At 70.5% G+C, this 17,669-nt stretch carries 15 protein-coding genes; 10 read left to right on the plus strand and 5 right to left on the minus strand.

Annotated elements, in window-relative coordinates:
- Positions 1 to 42: 42 nt before the first annotated feature.
- Genes BJY18_RS32250 through BJY18_RS32260 form a run of 3 tightly spaced genes read left to right on the plus strand, consistent with a single transcriptional unit; the run spans position 43 to position 2,374 of the window.
- Positions 43 to 849, plus strand: coding sequence for an HTD2 family dehydratase (locus tag BJY18_RS32250; protein ID WP_184783639.1), 807 nt, complete (start codon positions 43 to 45; stop codon positions 847 to 849).
- Positions 846 to 1,625, plus strand: a complete 780-nt coding sequence (locus BJY18_RS32255; protein ID WP_184783640.1) for an HpcH/HpaI aldolase/citrate lyase family protein — start codon at positions 846 to 848, stop codon at positions 1,623 to 1,625. Before BJY18_RS32250 ends, BJY18_RS32255 begins: the two co-directional genes overlap by 4 nt.
- Positions 1,625 to 2,374, plus strand: a complete 750-nt coding sequence (locus BJY18_RS32260; protein ID WP_184783641.1) for a zinc-binding dehydrogenase — start codon at positions 1,625 to 1,627, stop codon at positions 2,372 to 2,374. Before BJY18_RS32255 ends, BJY18_RS32260 begins: the two co-directional genes overlap by 1 nt.
- A 186-nt stretch (positions 2,375 to 2,560) precedes the next feature.
- On the opposite strand, the gene BJY18_RS32265 is transcribed toward BJY18_RS32260, so the two are convergent.
- The 5 genes from BJY18_RS32265 to BJY18_RS37180 all read right to left on the minus strand — a co-directional run bounded on the left by BJY18_RS32265 (position 2,561) and on the right by BJY18_RS37180 (position 6,962).
- Positions 2,561 to 3,400, minus strand: coding sequence for an LLM class F420-dependent oxidoreductase (locus BJY18_RS32265; protein WP_184783642.1), 840 nt, complete (start codon positions 3,398 to 3,400; stop codon positions 2,561 to 2,563).
- Between the two features lie 37 nt (positions 3,401 to 3,437).
- Positions 3,438 to 4,316: an alpha/beta fold hydrolase gene (locus tag BJY18_RS32270; protein WP_184783643.1), complete on the minus strand. Its 879-nt coding sequence runs from the start codon at positions 4,314 to 4,316 to the stop codon at positions 3,438 to 3,440.
- Between the two features lie 13 nt (positions 4,317 to 4,329).
- Positions 4,330 to 5,757, minus strand: a complete 1,428-nt coding sequence (locus tag BJY18_RS32275; RefSeq protein ID WP_184783644.1) for an amidase — start codon at positions 5,755 to 5,757, stop codon at positions 4,330 to 4,332.
- A complete protein-coding gene (locus tag BJY18_RS32280) occupies positions 5,754 to 6,329 on the minus strand; it encodes a TetR-like C-terminal domain-containing protein (RefSeq protein WP_184783645.1) in 576 nt (191 codons plus the stop codon). Before BJY18_RS32280 ends, BJY18_RS32275 begins: the two co-directional genes overlap by 4 nt.
- Before the next feature lie 132 nt (positions 6,330 to 6,461).
- Positions 6,462 to 6,962, minus strand: coding sequence for a GNAT family N-acetyltransferase (locus BJY18_RS37180; protein ID WP_184783646.1), 501 nt, complete (start codon positions 6,960 to 6,962; stop codon positions 6,462 to 6,464).
- Between the two features lie 124 nt (positions 6,963 to 7,086).
- Here BJY18_RS37180 and BJY18_RS32290 point away from each other — a divergent pair, with 124 nt between their 5' ends.
- The 7 genes from BJY18_RS32290 to BJY18_RS32320 all read left to right on the plus strand — a co-directional run bounded on the left by BJY18_RS32290 (position 7,087) and on the right by BJY18_RS32320 (position 17,648).
- Positions 7,087 to 9,894 (plus strand): glycoside hydrolase family 2 protein, encoded by a 2,808-nt coding sequence (locus tag BJY18_RS32290; RefSeq protein WP_312874035.1) that lies wholly within the window; start codon positions 7,087 to 7,089, stop codon positions 9,892 to 9,894.
- Between the two features lie 53 nt (positions 9,895 to 9,947).
- A complete protein-coding gene (locus BJY18_RS32295; protein WP_184783648.1) occupies positions 9,948 to 11,150 on the plus strand; it encodes an ROK family transcriptional regulator in 1,203 nt (400 codons plus the stop codon).
- Between the two features lie 440 nt (positions 11,151 to 11,590).
- Entirely contained in the window at positions 11,591 to 12,838 is a 1,248-nt protein-coding gene (locus tag BJY18_RS32300; RefSeq protein WP_221458058.1) for an ROK family transcriptional regulator, read from the plus strand.
- A complete protein-coding gene (locus BJY18_RS32305) occupies positions 12,835 to 14,337 on the plus strand; it encodes a sugar ABC transporter ATP-binding protein (RefSeq protein ID WP_184783649.1) in 1,503 nt (500 codons plus the stop codon). Before BJY18_RS32300 ends, BJY18_RS32305 begins: the two co-directional genes overlap by 4 nt.
- 32 nt (positions 14,338 to 14,369) lie before the next feature.
- Complete coding sequence (locus BJY18_RS32310; protein WP_184784983.1) at positions 14,370 to 15,362, plus strand: ABC transporter permease; 993 nt, start codon at positions 14,370 to 14,372, stop codon at positions 15,360 to 15,362.
- 22 nt (positions 15,363 to 15,384) lie between these two features.
- Positions 15,385 to 16,437 (plus strand): substrate-binding domain-containing protein, encoded by a 1,053-nt coding sequence (locus tag BJY18_RS32315; protein ID WP_184783650.1) that lies wholly within the window; start codon positions 15,385 to 15,387, stop codon positions 16,435 to 16,437.
- 41 nt (positions 16,438 to 16,478) lie between these two features.
- A complete protein-coding gene (locus BJY18_RS32320; protein ID WP_184783651.1) occupies positions 16,479 to 17,648 on the plus strand; it encodes a Gfo/Idh/MocA family protein in 1,170 nt (389 codons plus the stop codon).
- Positions 17,649 to 17,669 lie beyond the last annotated feature (21 nt).

Here is a 17,669-nt window from a genome sequence, read left to right on the forward strand (position 1 = left end):
GCATGATCGTACGGTCGGTCCGCAGCGAAGGGAGGCGAAGGCGTGCTTGAACGCACCGAGCTGCTGGTGTCCGGCCCCGCGCAGGCGTTGGGTGCGTTGCTGGACGTGCCGGTGCCCGACCTCGGCCAGGAAGGCCTGCCGCCGCTGTGGCATTGGATCTACCTGCTCGACCGGCCGGCGCAGGCAGACCTCGGTCCGGACGGGCACGCCGAGCGGGGCGTGCTGCCCGAACCACCCGGCCCCGGCAGGCGGCGGATGTGGGCGGGTGGCCAGGTCCGCACCCGCGGGCCGCTGCGGTGCGGCGAGCCCGCGACGCGGACCGCGGAAGTGCTTTCCGTACAGGAGAAGCACGGCCGATCCGGACCGCTGACGTTCGTGTCGGTGGGGCATCGGATCCGACAGGGCGGGCGGCTCGTCGTCGAGGAACGCCAGGACATCGTGTACCGCGACGCGTCCGGCGCGGTGACAGTGCCGGACGCCGGGCCGGTGGTCCCCGCGGCGGACGACGAGTGGCCGATCGAGGTGACGCCGGCTCTGTTGTTCCGCTTCTCCGCGCTGACCTACAACGCCCACCGCATTCATTACGACCGCGACTACGCGCGCGCCGTCGAGGGCTACCCGGGCCTGCTGACGCACGGTCCTCTGCAAGCGCTCGCGATGGCCGAGGCCGCCCGTGCCCGCGGCTGCACAGGCGACGTGCTGTTCGACTACCGTCTGGTCTCGCCGTTGTTCGACGACCAGGGCATGGTGGTGCGGGCCGTCGCCGAAGGCAACCTGGTCACCGCTGGGGTGCGGGACCGCTACGGCCGCCGCACGGCGACCGCCGAGATGCGGAGGGCGGGCTCGTGAACCTCGAGGCAGCGCGTTCGCTGCTGTTCGTGCCCGGGGACCGGCCGGACCGGTTCGCCAAGGCCGAAGCCGGCGGCGCCGACGGGGTGGTGCTCGATCTCGAGGACGCCGTCGGTGCCGGGCACAAGGCGGAGGCACGCGAGCACGTGCGCGCGTGGCTGGCCGAGGGGCACCCGGCGATCGTGCGGGTCAACGCTCCCGGCACGCCGTGGTTCGCGGACGACGTCACCGCGGTCGGCTCACAAGCCGTGGCGGTGATGGTTCCCAAAGCCGAGGACCCGTCCGCGCTTCCGCAGGGCGTACCGGTCATCCCGCTGCTGGAAACCGCGTTGGGCATCGCCCGGGCGAACTCCGTGTGTGCGGCGCCGGCAGTGGTCCGGCCGGCGTTCGGCAGCGTGGACCTGGCCGCACAGCTCGGAGTCGACCACCGCTCGCACGAGGCGCTGCGGCACGCGCGCTCCGCGGTGGTGCTGGCCGCGGCCGCCGCGGGACGGCCGGGACCGATCGACGGGGTGACCACCGCGGTGGACGACGCGGCCGCCCTGTCGGCGGACATCGCCGAAGCAGTACTTCTGGGCTTTACCGCGAAGTTGTGCATCCATCCCCGTCAGGTCGAGGCGGTGCGCCGCGGTTTCGCACCCTCGGCCGCGGACGTGGAGTGGGCCCGGGGAGTGCTCGCCGCGGCGTCGGAAGGGTCGGTCGCGGTGTACGAGGGCCAGATGGTCGACCGGCCGGTGGTCCTGCGCGCTGAGGCTGTTCTCGCCCGTGCGGAGTGATGGCGCGGACCCTCCCGACGGGCCGGCGCGGACGTCTTCATTCCGGCAAGACGACAGGACCGCAAGGACTTTCGGAACGCGGGCCTCTGCTCGTCGCCGCCGAGGCGATCGGCGTCGGCGGGGTCGACGCGGTGATCCGGAGCGGCGCGCTCGCGTCGTACGGCTTCACCGAAGGGTTCGTCCCCGGCAGCGAGGTCGCGGGCCGTCTCACACCCGGCGAGTCGGTCCTGGTGCGCGGTGCGTCGGGCAGCCTCGGGATCATGACGGTGCAGCTCGCCGCCCGCGGCGGGGCGGGGGCGGTGGCGGTCACCACGTCGTCGGCCGAACGTGGTGCGCGGTTGCGGGAGCTGAGGGCGAGCCGGGTTCTCGGCCGGGACGGCGAACGCGGCACCGGGTACGACGTCATCATCGACGTGGTGGCGGGGCCCGGTCTGCCGGTGTTCTTCGACCGGCTCAACCCGAACGGACGGCTCGTGGTGGTCGGCGCGGTCGCCGGCCGGCCACCGGCGGACTTCGGCACGAAACTGATGGCTGCGTTCCAGAGGTCGCTGTCGTTCGCCACGTTCAGCGCGGCCACCGTGCCCGGGACCGAGCAACGAGTGGTGCGGGCCGGACAGTTCGAGGCCGCTGCCCGTGGTGCACTGCAGGCGGTGGTGCACGAGGTGCTGCCACTGCACGAAGCCGTTGCAGCGCACCGGAAAATGGCCGACGGCGAGGTGTTCGGCCGGATCGTGCTGACGCCACGGTGACGGGAATCGGGGATTGCCGCCGCGGCCGGCTTCCTGGTCCGCTGCACGGCGACGCATGTGGGGAAGTGCGGCCAGCGCGGAAGCCTCGCCGCCGGACCGGATCGCCAGGGGTCGGTGTTTCCGCGGAGGTCGCCGGGGTACCGTCCCGGCCGCACGACCCGGCGACCTCCAGCTGCGCGCCGGTGCTCAGCGCAGCGGTTCGAGTGCCTTGGCCAGCGGCTCCAGCACGGCCGGCGTGTGCGGCGGCGGGAGGTAGACGATCGCCAGGTCCAGGCCCGCTTCGCCGAGTGCTTCGGCCTCCGCGGCGACCTTCGCGTAGTCGGCCTCGGGGGAGAGCCGCACGTGTGCCGACAACGTGATCTCGGCCGGATCGCGGCCGACATCGGCGCAGTGCCGGTGCAGCACGTCGCGCTTGCGGGCGAACTCCTCCGGCGTGCCACCGACGAAATTCCAGTGCTGGGCGTACTTCGCGGTGGTGCGCAGGGTGCGCTTCTCGCCGCTGCCGCCGATGCACAGCGGCGGATGCGGGGTCTGGAGCGCCTTCGGTTCGCAGCGCGCGTCGGTCAGCTGGTAGTACTCGCCCTGGAAGGTGGTGGTCTCCCGGGTCAGCAGCCCGACGAGCACCTCGCAGGCCTCCTCGAACCGGTCACTGCGCTCCTTGACCGGGCCGAGCCGCAGCCCGTAGGCACCGGATTCCTCCTCGTTCCAGCCGGCGCCGATCCCGATCTCCAGCCGCCCGCCGGAGACGATGTCGAGCGTCGCGGCCATGTTCGCGAGCAGTGCCGGGTGCCGGTAGTGGATTCCGCTGACCAGCGTGCCGAGCCGCAGCCGCCGGGTGGCCTGGGCGAGCGCGGTGAGCGTGACCCAGCCTTCCAGGCACGGGCCGGTCGGGTCCGAGAAAATGGGGTAGAAGTGGTCGAACGTCCACGCGGACTCGAACAGCTCGATCTCGTCGGCGGCCTGCCAGACCGAAAGCATGTCCGCCCAGACGGTGTCCTGCGGCGAAGTCTTGATGGCGAATCGCATGGACTTCAGCGTAAACCTGGAGCCGGTCCAGCTCGGCTCAGCCGGCCGCGTCGAGCACCTCGAAAATCGTCTCGCGCACGATGGCGGGCGACTCCTGCGGGATGAGGTGGCCGGCGTCCTCGACCACGACCATCCGGCCCTGCTTCGCAGCGGACATCAGCTCGTCCGCGGTCCGGTTGAACAGTGGCCGCATCTTCGCCATCCCACGGTCCACCCGGCCACCCTGCAGGCAGACGGTGGGCACGTCGGGTGTTCCCGCGTCCTGCAGACGGCGCATGACCGGGATCGCGGACATGATCTGTGTCGACTCCCGGATCCCGGCCCGCATGGCCCGCACGGACGCGTGGTCCCGCAGCATGATCGCCCGATCGGGTTCGCCGATTTCCGGGGCGAAGCCGCGGGGAAAGGTGAAGCGCTCGATCGGTCCGGTCGCGCCGATCCTGGCCAGGACGGCCATGACGCGGAACACGACCGCGAGGATCCGGACCTGCCGGGGCGACATCAGCTCGGCCAGCGTGGAGTCGACGAAGACGAGCCCGGCGACGCGTTCCGGATAACGCTCGGCGAACAGCCGGATGATCGGCCCGCCCCAGCTGTGCCCGGCGAGCACGACCGGCGCGGTTTCGCCTACGGCGTCGAGCAGTGCGGCCAAGTCTTCGACAATGCGCTCCAGGGAACGGGCCGCGGGATCGGGGTCGCTGCCACCGTAGCCGGCGCGGTCGTAGCTGAGTGTGCGTGCCCGCGCGCTGACCTCCCGCTGCGTGTGGACCCACTCGGCGGCGGGCGCACTCATCCCGGCCTCGAAGACGACCAACGGGCCGGGTCCCTCGCCTGCCACGATGGTGCGAATTCGGCGTCCGCCGGGGAGGGCGACGATCCGCTCGGTCAGGCCGTCGCCCGGATTCAGTACTGCCATGGTCTCGGCCCTTTCAGCGGTTCCAGCAGGGTGGATGGACTTCGTCCCAGAGCTTCGCCTCTTCGAGCTGCGCGCTGAGCGCGAGCAGCTCGGCGTCGCGGCGGGGACGGCCCGCGAGCTGCACGCCGACAGGCACGCCCTCATCGTCCAGATGCGCCGGAAGCGTGATCGCCGGCGAGCCGGTGAGATTGGCCCACGGGGTGTAGCACGACCAGGCCAGCATCCGGCGCGCCACGGATTCGACACCACGCTCGAGGAAATGTCCCAACGGGACGGCGGGACCGTTGGTGGTGGGGGTCAAGGCGACGTCGAACTCGTCGAGTGCGGCGAGGAACGTGCTGGCGTAGCGGGCGAGAATCGTCTGGGTCAGCATCGCATCGACGCCGGAGAGGCTTTCGCCGAGCGCGAGAAGATGCCGGGTGTAGGGCGTGAGCAGCTCTCGTCGTTCCACGGGAACGGCTGCCGGCACCCCGGTGGCGATCGCGAACCCGAACCAGCGCTCGATCGCTTGCAGCACTGGGTCTTCGTACGCGGCCGGGATCGCGATTTCCCGTACGTCGTGCCCGAGTCCGGTGAGTACGGCCGCGGTGCGCTGCACTGCCCGCACCGCTTCCGGATGGGGCTCTTCCCCGTCGAATCCCGTCGCGCTCCACATCGCGATCTTCAACGGACGCTCCGGGCGCTGGTCGACGGCGGCGGTGAAGCTGGTCTCGGGTCGCCAGCCGTACAGGTCGCCGGGCCACGGCCGGGCCATGACGTCGAGGAGCAGCGCGGCGTCCCCCACCGTACGGGCGATCGGGCCTTCGATGCCGGTGCTGAAGAATCCCGTCGCCGGGGCCAGGCTCACCAGACCCCTGCTCGGCTTCACCCCCACGAGATGGCAGGTCGACGCCGGGGTCCGGGTCGAGCCCGCGCCGTCGCTGGCGTGGGCCACCGGCAGGAGCCCGGCCGCGACCGCGGAGGCCGCGCCGCCACTGGAACCACTCGAATAGCGGCCCGGTGCGTACGGCGTGACCGCCGGCCGCGGTGTCACGTCGTTTTCGGTGTAACAGGTCGCGCCGAACTCGGGCGCGTTCGTCTTGCCGGCCACGACCGCGCCGGCCTTCCGGAGCAGGCCCACCGTCCAGGCGTCGTCCGCCGGGACGTGGCCGGCCAGCGCGGCCGAGCCCGAGCTGGTGGGAATCCCGGCGGTCGCGTGCAGGTCCTTGATGCCGATCGGGAGGCCGAGCAGGGGCGCCTGTGCACCGCGCGACAACCGTTCGTCGGCCTCGGTGGCTGCTTCGAGTGCTCGCTCGTGCGTGACCGTGACGAACGCGCCGAGTTCGCCGCCGAGCCGATCGATGCGACTCAGGTAGTGCCGGGTCAGCTCGGCCGAGGAGACTTCGCGGGCGCGCAGGGCTCGCAGCTGCTGCCCGGCGGACAGCTCGTGCAGCTCGCTCATCCGGTCACCAGCGTTCCGGTGAGCAGCCGGTGCACGGACTGGGCGATCAGGTCGAGGTCCTCGGAGGTGATCGGCTGTCGCGTCAGCATCTGACGGTGCATCAAGGGTCCTTCCAGCAGATCCGCGGCCAGCGGCCGCTCGGGTGTCCCGGCGATCTCGCCGCGCTCCACGGCACGCGTGATCGCCGTCCACATCGGACGGCCACGGCGTTGCGCCATCTCGTGGAAGGCTTCCGCGGCAACGGAATCGTGGCGCAGGTCGGCGAGCAGGCCGATCAGGCCGTCGATCCACGGGGCGGACCAGGCGGCCGCCAGCCCGTCGAGGCAGGCACGCAGATCGGAGTACAGCGAACCGGTGTCGACGTCGGGGATCGGCGGCAGATGCTCGGCGAGCGCCGCGGTCACGAGCCGGGCCTTGGCAGGCCACCGCCGGTAGACGTCGGTCCGGTGGGCGCCCGCGTCGGCCGCCACCCGCGCCAGGCTCAGCGAGTCGTACCCCTCGTCCGCCAGCCGCGCCCAGGCGGCCGCGAGCAACCGTTTCTCGAGATCGGGATCTCGTGGACGACCGGCCACGGCAGCTCCTCCGAATACGCTACGCCTTGTAGCGATATACGCTAGCGGACAGCGGCGGCGAATACCAGTCCGGACTCGGCACTGGGCCGCCGACGTCCACAGTGGACGCGGCGGCGTGGCGTTCGGGTGGGTTCAGTCCGTCGGGCGCTGGAACAGGGCGCCGGTGCCGCGGCCGGGGACGTCGACCGTGCGGAGGTGGCGGAAGCCCTGGCGTCGGTAGTAGGCGTGCAAGGCGGTGTTGCTTTTCCAAGCGTCCAAACGTAACCACTGCTTGCCGTCGCCGGCGGCCCGATGTGCTGCCTGATCGATCATCCACGTTCCGATGCCCTGTCCGCCGCGAGAGCGGTCCACACCGAAGTGGGTGAGGTACAGCGCGCACCGCGGCTCGTCGGCCGGTTGCCAGAATGCCGGGTCGGCGTCGGGGTTGAGGGTCATCGTCGCGACGGGGGTGGCCCCGTCGCTCACGAGGTGCACGATCCCCGCGGCGATTCCGGGGGTGAGTTCCTCGGCGCGCCACGGCACTCCGTACCACTGATCCAGGCCGCGCTCAGTGAGCCAGGGGATCGCCGTGTTGAGGATCGAGAGCAGCGCGTCGACGTCGTCCTCGGTGGCGGGGCGGAGCTGGAGCTGCACGTCGCGAGGTTAACAGCGGGCTGGTGGGATCCGGGCCCGGCGTGCGAGAGTGATGCGCCGCCGCGGGATGCCCGCGGGTGGTGACAACGTTGTCAGAACCAGCTCGGGGGTGACGGTGACCCAGGTGAACCGCAGACGGTTCCTGTCCGGCGGCATCGCGATCGCCGGAGGTGGTGCGCTCGGGGCCTTCGGGCTTTCCGGCACCGCGTCCGCATCGGGCACAACTGTTTCGAGCACAGCCGCGGCCGGCCGGTCGCTCTGCGCCGGTGGTACGGAAATCGCGAGTGGCTGGTCCTACGCCGCGGCCGGCGGCACGGCGTTGTCCGGTGGCCCGATGGCCGGTGGCGCGGCGCTGTCCGGCGACCGGCTCGCCGCCGGGCTGAAACCGGCCGTCGTTCCGGGAACCCCGCTCACGAGCATGACCGCGGCCGGCGAGTACCCGGATCCGGTGTACCGCCACATCGTCACCGACACGGTCCCGGACACCCTGAAGGACACCGGCTACTGGTACCGCGTCGCGTTCGACGTGCCGCGGCTGATCCCGGGCCAGCGGTTCTGGCTGCACTTCGACGGCATCAACTACCTGGCAACGATCTGGCTCAACGGCAGCGAAGTGGGCACCATCGAGGGCGCGTTCACGCGTGGCGACTTCGACGTCACCGACATCGTCGCGAAGGCGCACGGCAAGGCCGCCCTCGCGGTGCTGATCGGCAAGCTGGACTACTCCGAAGGCCCGCTGAAGCCGAGCTACGCCAGCGGCGTCACGCGTGGCGGGCGCAACGGCGGCCCGACCGGCGTCACCCTCAAGAACGGGCCGACGTTCTTCTGCACCGCGGGCTGGGACTGGCTGCCCACAATCCCGGACCGGGACCTGGGCATCTGGCGGCCGGTCACGTGGTCCACCACCGGCCCGGTCCGGCTGGCCGACGTGCACGTCGACCCGACGCTGTCGGCGGATCTGCGCACCGCGGACGTATCGCTCGGTCTCACCCTGGACAACGCGTCCGGATCCGCCCGGAAAATGGTGCTGCGGGGGACGCTGGCCGGACGCGAGTTCACCCGCACGGTCTCGGTGCCGGCCGGAACCGGGACGATCACGCTGACCGCCGACGACGTCCCCGAGCTGCGGCTCGACCGGCCGGAACTGTGGTGGCCCAACGGATACGGCGACCCGTACCGCTACCGGCTCACGGTCGCCGCCGAATCCGGCGGGCAGGTCAGCGACGAGCGGACGGTGGACTTCGGGGTCCGGCGGATCGAGTACACCCAGCGGCTGGAGTCGCCGTCCGGCGATCCGGCCGACTGCCTGTCGATCACCGTGAACAACCAGCCGATCCTGGTGATGGGCGGGAACTGGGGGCTGGACGAGGCGCTCAAGCGCAGTCCCCGCGAACGCCTCGTCGACCAGGTGCGGCTGCACCGGGAGGCCAACCTCAACCTGATCCGGAACTGGAACGGCCAGAGCAGCAGCGAGGACTTCTTCGAGGCCTGCGACGAGAACGGCATCCTCGTCTGGCAGGACTTCTTCAGTTCGACCGAGGGCCCCGGACCGGAGAACACGACACGGGACCTGGCCAACATCCGCGAATGCATCGTGCGGTTCCGCAACCACCCGTCGATCCTGCTGTGGTGCGGCGGCAACGAAGGCCCGCCACCGCAGGAGCTGATCGACGGCCTGGACGCGCTGGCCGCGGAACTGGATCCGAAACGCGCTGTGCTGACCAGTTCCGCCTACGACACCGGAAAGAACGTGATCGCGGGCTACACCTCGGGCGGCCCGTACCACTGGGTCACCCCGGCCACGCATTTCGGCACCAACGACGGGACGCACTGGCCGCCGTTCCACAACGAGGTCGGCTCGTACTCGATCCCGACGCTGGAGTTCATCCGGAAAATGCTCCCCGAATCGTCGTGGGAGCATCCGGACGACTTCTGGGCCGACCGCGACGTCAACGGCAACGGGGGCAACGACGGCGGCGCGGGCTACCTCGACCTCACCGCGCAGCGGTACGGCGAAGTGCGCAATCTCGCCGACTTCGCCCGCAAATCGCAGCTGATGAATTACGAGTGCATCAAATCCATCTTCGAATCGCATGCCGCGCGCATGGTGGGTGCCTCGGCCGGAAAGCCGTATCCGCGCACCGGCGTGATCATGTGGATGACGAATCCCGCGCAGCCCAGTTTCGTCTGGCAGATGTACAGTCATGACCTGGAAGCGCATTCGTCCTTCTACGCGGTGCAGCACGCATGTCGGCGGGTCAACGTGATACTCGATGCCGCGACCTTCGATGTCGTGGTGGCCAACCACACCCGGGCACCGCTACGGGGCACGATCGCCGTCACGCTCTTCGACCTGGACGGAAAACCCTTCTCCAGCAACACCTTGCGGGTGCCGGAAGCGTCGGCTGCCGGGCACACCGTATCGGGCAACGTCGCCGCACAGCTGAAAACCGCGCCGTCTGATATCGCCTTCGCACGGCTCGTCTTCACCGATTCGCACGGTAAAGAGCTGGTTCGCAATTTCTACTGGCTCGAGAACCCTTCCCGTGCCGGCGGGTTCGCCGGGCTGGACGAAATCGATCCGGCCGCGATTTCCGCTGTCGCCAGCGTGCGGCGCGGTCGTGAAGTGGCGGTGGACGTGGCCAACATCGGCGAATCCATGGCCTTGATGCTGCATCTGCAACTGTATGACACGCGAACCGGTGAACGTGTGCTGCCCGCGACGTTCAGCGACAACTACCTGAATCTGGCACCGGGTGAATCGCGCACTGTGCGGGTACCGCTGGAGGCCCGCATCGGGAGCGTCGGGGTGCGCATCGACGGCTGGAAGCTGGACCAGCGTGCTTCCCGGCTGCGGGGACACGGCGTCGCGGTCACGTTCAACCAGGACGCGCTGTCCACCGATCCGCCGGAGCCGACCTTCGCCCGGTAGCCGGGGCCCGCGTCTCGTCGAGCGCCGGGGCGGGACGCCGTAGGCTCGGATGAATGAGCACGGCATCCACCGCGGAACCTCCGATGGTCGAAACGCGGCACCAGACCCGGCTGCTCACCCAGTTGCGCGACGAGGGACCGATGTCCCGGGTCGAACTGGGGGAGCGGCTGGACCTGCCGCGGGCCCGCGTGGGTGCCGAGGTCGCGCGGCTGGCCGAGGTCGGGCTCGTGGAGACGGCGGGCCCGTCGGCGAGCCGGGGTGGCCGGCGGTCGACCCTGGTGCGGCTGGCCGGTGACCTCCGTGTGCTGGCGGTCGACGTCGGCGCCACGTCGGTCGGGGTCGCGCTCACCGACGGCTCGTGCGAGGTGCTGGCGCACACCGTCGAGGGATGCGACGTGCGGCAGGGGCCGCATGTGGTGCTCAAGCGGGTCGGCGAGCTGGCGGAGACGATCCGTGACGAGGCTCCCGGCCGGTTGATCGCCGCGGGCATCGGGCTGCCAGGGCCGGTGAGCTTCGCCGAGGGCATGGCGGTCGCGCCGCCGATCATGCCCGGCTGGGACCGGTTCTCGGTCCGCGACCACCTGGGCGGGCTGCTGGGCTGCCCGATCACCGTGGACAACGACGTGAACGCGATGGCACTCGGCGAACGGCACGCCGGGGTCGCCCGCTCCACCGACGACCTGGTGTTCGTCAAGATCGGTACCGGCATCGGCTGCGGCATCGTGCTCGGCGGCAAGGTCTACCGCGGAGTCGCCGGCACGGCGGGCGACATCGGGCACATCCGGCTCGACGACTACGGGCCGACCTGCGTCTGCGGAGAGACCGGCTGTCTCGAGGCGTACTTCGGCGGCGCGGCGCTGGCCCGCGACGGCCTGACGCTCGCACGCAGCGGCCGCTCGGGTTTTCTCGCCGACGTCGTCGCCGACCGCGGGGCGATCACCGCGCAGGACGTCGGCCGTGCCGCCGCCGCCGGCGATTTCGGCGCAGTCAACCTGATCCGCGACGGCGGACGGCGGCTCGGCCAGGTCGTCGCCTCGCTGGTCAGCTTCGTGAACCCCGGCATGGTCGTCATCGGCGGCGGGGTGGCCCAGCTGGGCCACTCGCTGCTGGCCGAAATCCGCAGCTCGGTCTACCGTCGTTCGCTCCCGCTGGCGACCGGCAACCTGCCGATCGTGCTCTCCGAACTGGGCGACACGGCCGGCGTCATCGGCGCGGCCTGGTCGGCCACGGACCGGGCCTTCACCCTGACCAGCTGACGGCTGCCGGTCTCCTGCCTGTCGGTCTCGGGCTGCCGATCGGCTGCTGGCGATGCCTGGCGATGCCTGGCGATGCCTGGCGATGCCTGGCGGTGGCTGTTGGCGCGGCTTGTCGATCGCTGCGCCGGGTACCGGTCGGCGGCTGCCGCACGCTGCGGTTGCTGCTTGCTTCGTCGGCTGCTTCCGCGTCTCGCACCCGACTCCGCCACCGCCTTCGACCGCAGGCTGCCGCGAGTCTTTCGGCACGTTCCGCAATCGATCGAGTCCGGACGGTAATGCTAAGATCGAACACACTTTTGCACGACAAGTACAAAAGTAAGATCAGAAACGAACGTCTATTCGGGTGAACGCCGCCATTTCTGGCTTGTTGTCACCTTGACGAGTGACGCTGGTCTCCCTACTTTCGCTTTCTGAGTGACAAAGTCGCCGATCGTCGACGGATGAGTGAGGGCAGTGTGGCCGTGACTGAACCCGGGTTCCCGGACCCGGTCGGACCACGCACGGCGAACCTCGCCGCGCTGCTGCGGGCGTTGCGTGCCGGGCCGCTTTCCCGTACGCAGCTCGCGGCTCGGTGCGAGCTGACCAAGGCCACCGTGTCCGGACTGCTCACCGAGCTGTCCGAGCGTGGGCTCGTCCGGCCCGCGGGGATGCTGAACGCGGGCAACGGACGGCCCAGCCGGCTGGTCGAGCTCGCCGGGGACAGCGCGTACGGGCTGGCGCTCGCCGTCGAGGCCGACGGGTTCGCCGCGGTGGCGACGGACCTCGGCGGCCGGGTCATCGCGGAGCGTTCCGAGACCGCCGACGTCGCCTCGCTCGGATTGCCCCGCAGCATGGACGAACTCGCCCTTCTCGCCGGAGAGGTGGTGCGCGCGGACCGTCCGGTCGGGGTCACGGTTTCGGTGCCCGGGCTGGTCGATCCGGCGGCCTCGGTGCTGCGGTTCGCGCCCGCGCTGCGCTGGCGTGACGCGGAGATCGCCGACCTGCTCGCCGCGCGGCTCGGGTTGCCCGCCGACGCCATCACGGTCGACAACGAAGCCAACCTCGGCGCGATCGGCGAAGCGGTCTCGGGCGCCGGTATCGGGGTGCGCGAACTCTTCTACCTCAGCGGCGGTATGGGCGTCGGCGGCGGACTCGTCGTCGGCGGCACCATCCTACGCGGCGCACGGGGTTTCGCCGGCGAGGTCGGACACCTCACGGTCGACCCGTCCGGCGAGCAGTGTTCGTGCGGACGGCCCGGGTGCCTGGAGACCAAGGCCGGGCTGAATGCCGTGCTGCGCAACGCCGCCGCGCCGGGGGACCCGTTGCACGATCCGGCGCTCGGGATCGAAGGCCGGGTGACGTTGCTCAAACATCGTGTACGGGCCGGCGACCAGCGCGCGGTGGCGGCTGTCGCGGAGCTCGGGATCGCGCTCGGCGTGGCAGTGTCCACTGTGGTCGATGTGCTCGACCCGGACGCGGTCGTCCTCGGTGGCTGGTTCGCCGAACTCGGCGAGTGGCTGGTCGAACCGGTCCGGCACGAGCTGTCCGCGCGCATCCTCGGACAGGAGTCGGTCTGCCGCATCGAGGTTTCCGCGCTCGGCACGGCCGCCGCCCTTCGGGGCGCGGCGCACCTGGCCCTCGAACGCCTTTTCGCCGACCCCACGCTCGTCCCCGAAATCCTGGAGAACACTGCGGAGGCACCGGCATGACCTTGCTTTCCGTCCGCGGGATCGTGAAGACCTTCCCCGGCGTCCGCGCTCTCGACGGGGTCGACTTCGACGTCGAACCCGGCGAGGTGCACTGTCTGCTCGGGCAGAACGGCGCGGGCAAGTCCACCTTGATCAAGACGCTCGCCGGAGCGCACCGTCCGGACGAGGGCGAGATCAGCTGGCAGGACGCGCCGGTGACGCTGCCGTCGCCGGTGGCCGCGCTGCGGATCGGCATCGCCACCATGTACCAGGAACTCGACCTGGTGCCCGGGCTTTCCGTGGCGGACAACATCTTCCTCGGCCGCGAACGCGCCAGGTTCGGCTTCACCCGGGTCGGCGAGGCCCGGAGCAGGGCCGCCGCGCTGATGGCCCGGCTCGGCCACCCCGAGATCACCCCGTCGACCGAGGTGGGCCGGCTGCCCGCGGCGGGCCAGCAGCTGGTCTCGATGGCGCGGGCACTGGCCTACGACGCGAAGCTGCTGGTGATGGACGAACCGACCGCGGCGCTGGCAGGGGAAGAGGTCGACAACCTGTTCCGCATCGTCGGCGAGCTGACCGCCGAGGGCGTGGCGATCGTCTACATCTCCCACCGGCTCGAGGAACTGCGCCGGATCGGCCATCGCGTCACCGTGCTCAAGGACGGCAAGACCGTCGCCACCGGGCTCGACGCGAAGGAAACCCCGACCGCCGACCTGGTCGCGCTGATGGCCGGGCGCAAGGTCGAAACCGTCTTCGGCCCGCGGCACGAGGACCACGTCGACCACGGCACGAAGGTGCTCGAAGTGCGGGGGCTGAGCACCGCGGGCGAGTTCGAGGACGTGAGTTTCACCGTGCACGCCGGCGAGGTCGTCGGGATCGCGGGCCTGGTCGGCTCCGGACGCAGCGAGCTGCTGGAGACGGTCTTCGGCGCACGCAAACCCGATGCCGGCACGGTCGCGGTCGACGGGAAACCGGTCCGTCCCGGCAGTGTCTCCGCGGCGGTGAAGGCCGGGATCGGCCTGGCGCCGGAGGAACGCAAGAGCCAGGGCCTGCTGCTGGACGCGCCGGTCGTGCACAACGTGACCCTGGCCAGCCTCGGCAAGTACGCGCGGTTCGGGTTCACCGAGCAGGGCCGGGAAATCGGCGACGCCGGGGAAAGCCTGCGGCGCCTCGATCTCCGGCCCGCCGACCCGCGGCGGATCGTCCGCACGCTCTCCGGCGGCAACCAGCAGAAGGCAGTGCTGGCCCGCTGGCTGGTGCGCGGCTGCCGTGTGCTGCTGCTGGACGAACCGACCCGCGGGGTCGACGTCGGCGCACGGGCCGAGCTGTACCGGCTGATCGCCGAACTCGCCGCGACCGGGGTGGCGATCGTGCTGGTCTCCAGCGAGATCCCGGAGGTGCTCGGCCTGTCCGACCGGGTGCTGGTGCTGCGTGAAGGACGGGTGCTGGCCGACCGGCCGGCCGCGGAACTGACCGAGGGACAGGTGCTCGACGTGATTCTCGAAGGGAGCGCGGCGTGACTGACCAAGCCGAGTCGGTGCGTCCGGCGAAGATGGCCGAACCCGCGCCGCACCAGGAGGACGCCAAGCAGAAGCGGTTCCGGTTCACCGCCGACCCGCGGCTGCTCGGACTGGTCGGGGTGCTGGTGCTGCTGTGCGTGATCGGCCAGCTCACCCGGCCCGACCAGTTCTTCACCGAGGGCAACCTCTCGACCATCCTGCGGCTGGCCGCGGCGATCGGCGTGGTCAGCGTCGGCGTGACGTTCGTGATCATCGCCGGTGGCATCGATCTCTCGGTCGGGTCCATCGTCGCGCTGTCCAGTGTCTGGCTGACCACGCTGGCGACCCAGTCCTACGGCCCGTTCGTGATGGTCGTGTGCGGGCTCGTGGTCGGCGCCGTCTGCGGGCTGATCAACGGGGTGCTCGTCGCCTACGGGAAAGTGGTGCCGTTCATCGCGACGCTGGCGATGTACGTCGCGGCACGCGGGCTCGCCGAGCGGATCAGCGGCCGCCGCACCCAGGTCGTCTCCGATGCCGGCTTCCTCGACTTCTTCCGCGGCGACCTGCTCGGCATCCCGGTGCTGATCTGGATGTTCGCGCTGGTGTTCGTGGTCGGCTGGGTGCTGCTGAACCGGACCACCTTCGGCCGCCGCACGTTCGCGGTCGGCGGCAACGCCGAGGCGTCGCGGCTGGCGGGCATCAACGTCAAGCGGCACACCGCACTCGTCTACGCCGTCGCCGGGCTGTGCTGCGGGATCGCCGCGCTGATGGTCGTCGCCCGCACCACCGCGGGCGCCTCGACCAACGGCATGCTCTACGAACTCGACGCGATCGCCGCCGTGGTGATCGGCGGGACCCTGCTCACCGGTGGCCGCGGCTCGCTGTCCGGCACGTTGATCGGCGTGCTGATCTTCACCGTGCTGTCCAACATCTTCACGCTCAACAACCTGGACACCGACATCCAGAACATCGCCAAGGGCGTGATCATCGTGCTGGCCGCGCTGCTGCAGTTCCGCTCCCGCAAGAAGACCAGGACGAGTTCGTAGTCACCGTGGATGGAGAGCCGTCATGACCGAACACTCTTTGCACCGTCGCAGATTCCTGCTCGGGGGCGCCGCCGCCGGGGCAGGGGTGCTGCTGAGCGCGTGCACCTCGAACGAGGCACCGGCGAGCGACGCCAGTGCCAACGTGGCCAACGCCGGCAGCGACACCAAGCCGGGAAAGCCGGTCAACATCGGCTTCTCCGCGCCCGCCGCGGACCACGGCTGGATGGCCGCGATGACCAAGAACGCCCGTGCGCAGGCGGAGAAGTTCAGTGAGGTCAAGCTGGACGCCACCGAGGGCACCAACGACGTGAACCAGCAGATTTCCCAGGTGGAGACGCTGATCAACGCCAAGGTGGACGTGCTGGTGATCCTGCCCTTCGACGGCAAGGCGCTGACCGCCACCGGCCAGCAGGCGATGGACGCCGGGATCCCGGTGATCAACCTGGACCGGGTCTTCGACACCCCGCTCGCCTACCGCACCTGGATCGGCGGCGACAACTACCGGATGGGCGTCAACGCCGGTGACTACATCGCCGCGCAGCTGAAGGCGAAGAACGTGGCCAACCCGGTGATCGGCGAGGTGGCCGGCATCGATTCGCTGCCGCTGACGCAGGAACGCAGCAAGGGCTTCAAGGACGCACTGGCGCGGCACGGTTTCGCTGTCGGGCCACGGGTGTCCGCCCAGTTCACGCCGGAGTCCGGCGAGCAGCAGACCTCCAACCTGCTGCAGTCGGCGGCCAAGCTGGACGCGCTGTGGAACCACGACGACGACCAGGGTGTCGGCGTGGTGGCCGCGATCGACAACGCCGGCCGCAAGGAGTTCCTGATGGTCGGCGGCGCCGGCTCGCGCAACGCGATGGACCTGATCAAGGCCGACTCCGGGCCGCTCAAGGCGACCGTGCTCTACAGCCCGTCGATGGCGTCCACCGCGATCTCGCTGGCCCGGCTGCTGGGGCAGGAAAAGGGGGTCGGCGACTTCGCCGAGCACGAGATCCCGGCCGAGATCACCACGTACTCCGCGGTGGTCACCAAGGAGAACGTCGCCCAGTACCTGGACGTCGGCTTCGACTCCTGACCGCCGGGACCACGGGATCAGTACACCGAACGAGGAGGGGTATGAGCACGGCAAGGGAAACCATCGGGATCGGCATGGTGGGCCATGCGTTCATGGGTGCGGTGCATTCGCATGCCTGGCGCAGTGTCCACCGGTTCTTCACCCCGCCGCTGATCCCGAGACTCGCCGTGCTCGGCGGACGGGACGAGGCTCGGACCAAGGCCGCCGCCGAGCGGTTCGGCTGGGCGGAAACCGAAACGGACTGGCGGGCGCTGATCGCCCGCGACGACGTCGACCTGGTCGACATCTGCACCCCGGGTGAGCACCACGCGGAGATCGCGATCGCCGCGCTCGAAGCCGGCAAGCACGTCCTGTGTGAGAAGCCGCTGGCCAACAGTCTCGCCGAAGCCGAGGCGATGGCGCGTGCGGCGGAGAAGGCGCGGGAGAACGGCGTCCGGTCCATGGTGGCGTTCAACTACCGCCGGGTGCCCGCGCTCGCGCACGCCCGGAACCTGGTCGCGAACGGAGCGCTCGGCGAGATCCGGCACGTGCGGACGGTGTATCTGCAGGACTGGCTGTCGGATCCTGCCTCGCCGATGACCTGGCGGCTGCACAAGGACAAGGCGGGCTCGGGGGCGTTGGGCGACCTCGGCGCGCACATCGTCGACGCCGCCCAGTTCGTCACCGGCGAGACCGTCACCGGGGTCTCCGCGCTGACCGACACCTTCGTCAAGGAACGTCCGGACGGCAACGGTGGCACCGGGCAGGTGACCGTCGACGACGCCGCGTTGTTCCTCGGCCGGCTTTCCGGCGGTGGCGTGGCGAGCTTCGAGGCCACCCGGTACGCGCTGGGCCGCAAGAACTCGATGCGGCTGGAGGTCAACGGGTCGAAGGCGAGCCTGGCGTTCGACTTCGAGTCGATGAACGAGCTGTCCTGGTTCGCCGGCGAGGACCCGGCGACCGAGGCCGGGTTCCGCCGGATCCTGGTCACCGAACCCGGGCACCCCTACGTCGGGGCGTGGTGGCCGCCCGGCCATCTGCTCGGCTACGAACACACCTTCACCCACGAGGTCGCCGATCTGCTCACCGCGATCGGCGACGGCAGGGACCCGGAACCGTCCTTCGAGGACGGTCTGCGGGTCCAGCGGGTCCTCGACGCCGTCGAGCGCAGCGCGGCCGGCGAAGCCGGGTGGACCGCGGTGCCGGCCGGTGTCGCCGACCGGCACAACTGACCAGCGAATCCGGCCGAAAGG

Origin of the sequence: Amycolatopsis jiangsuensis (assembly GCF_014204865.1) — a bacterium.
Taxonomy (GTDB): domain Bacteria; phylum Actinomycetota; class Actinomycetes; order Mycobacteriales; family Pseudonocardiaceae; genus Amycolatopsis; species Amycolatopsis jiangsuensis.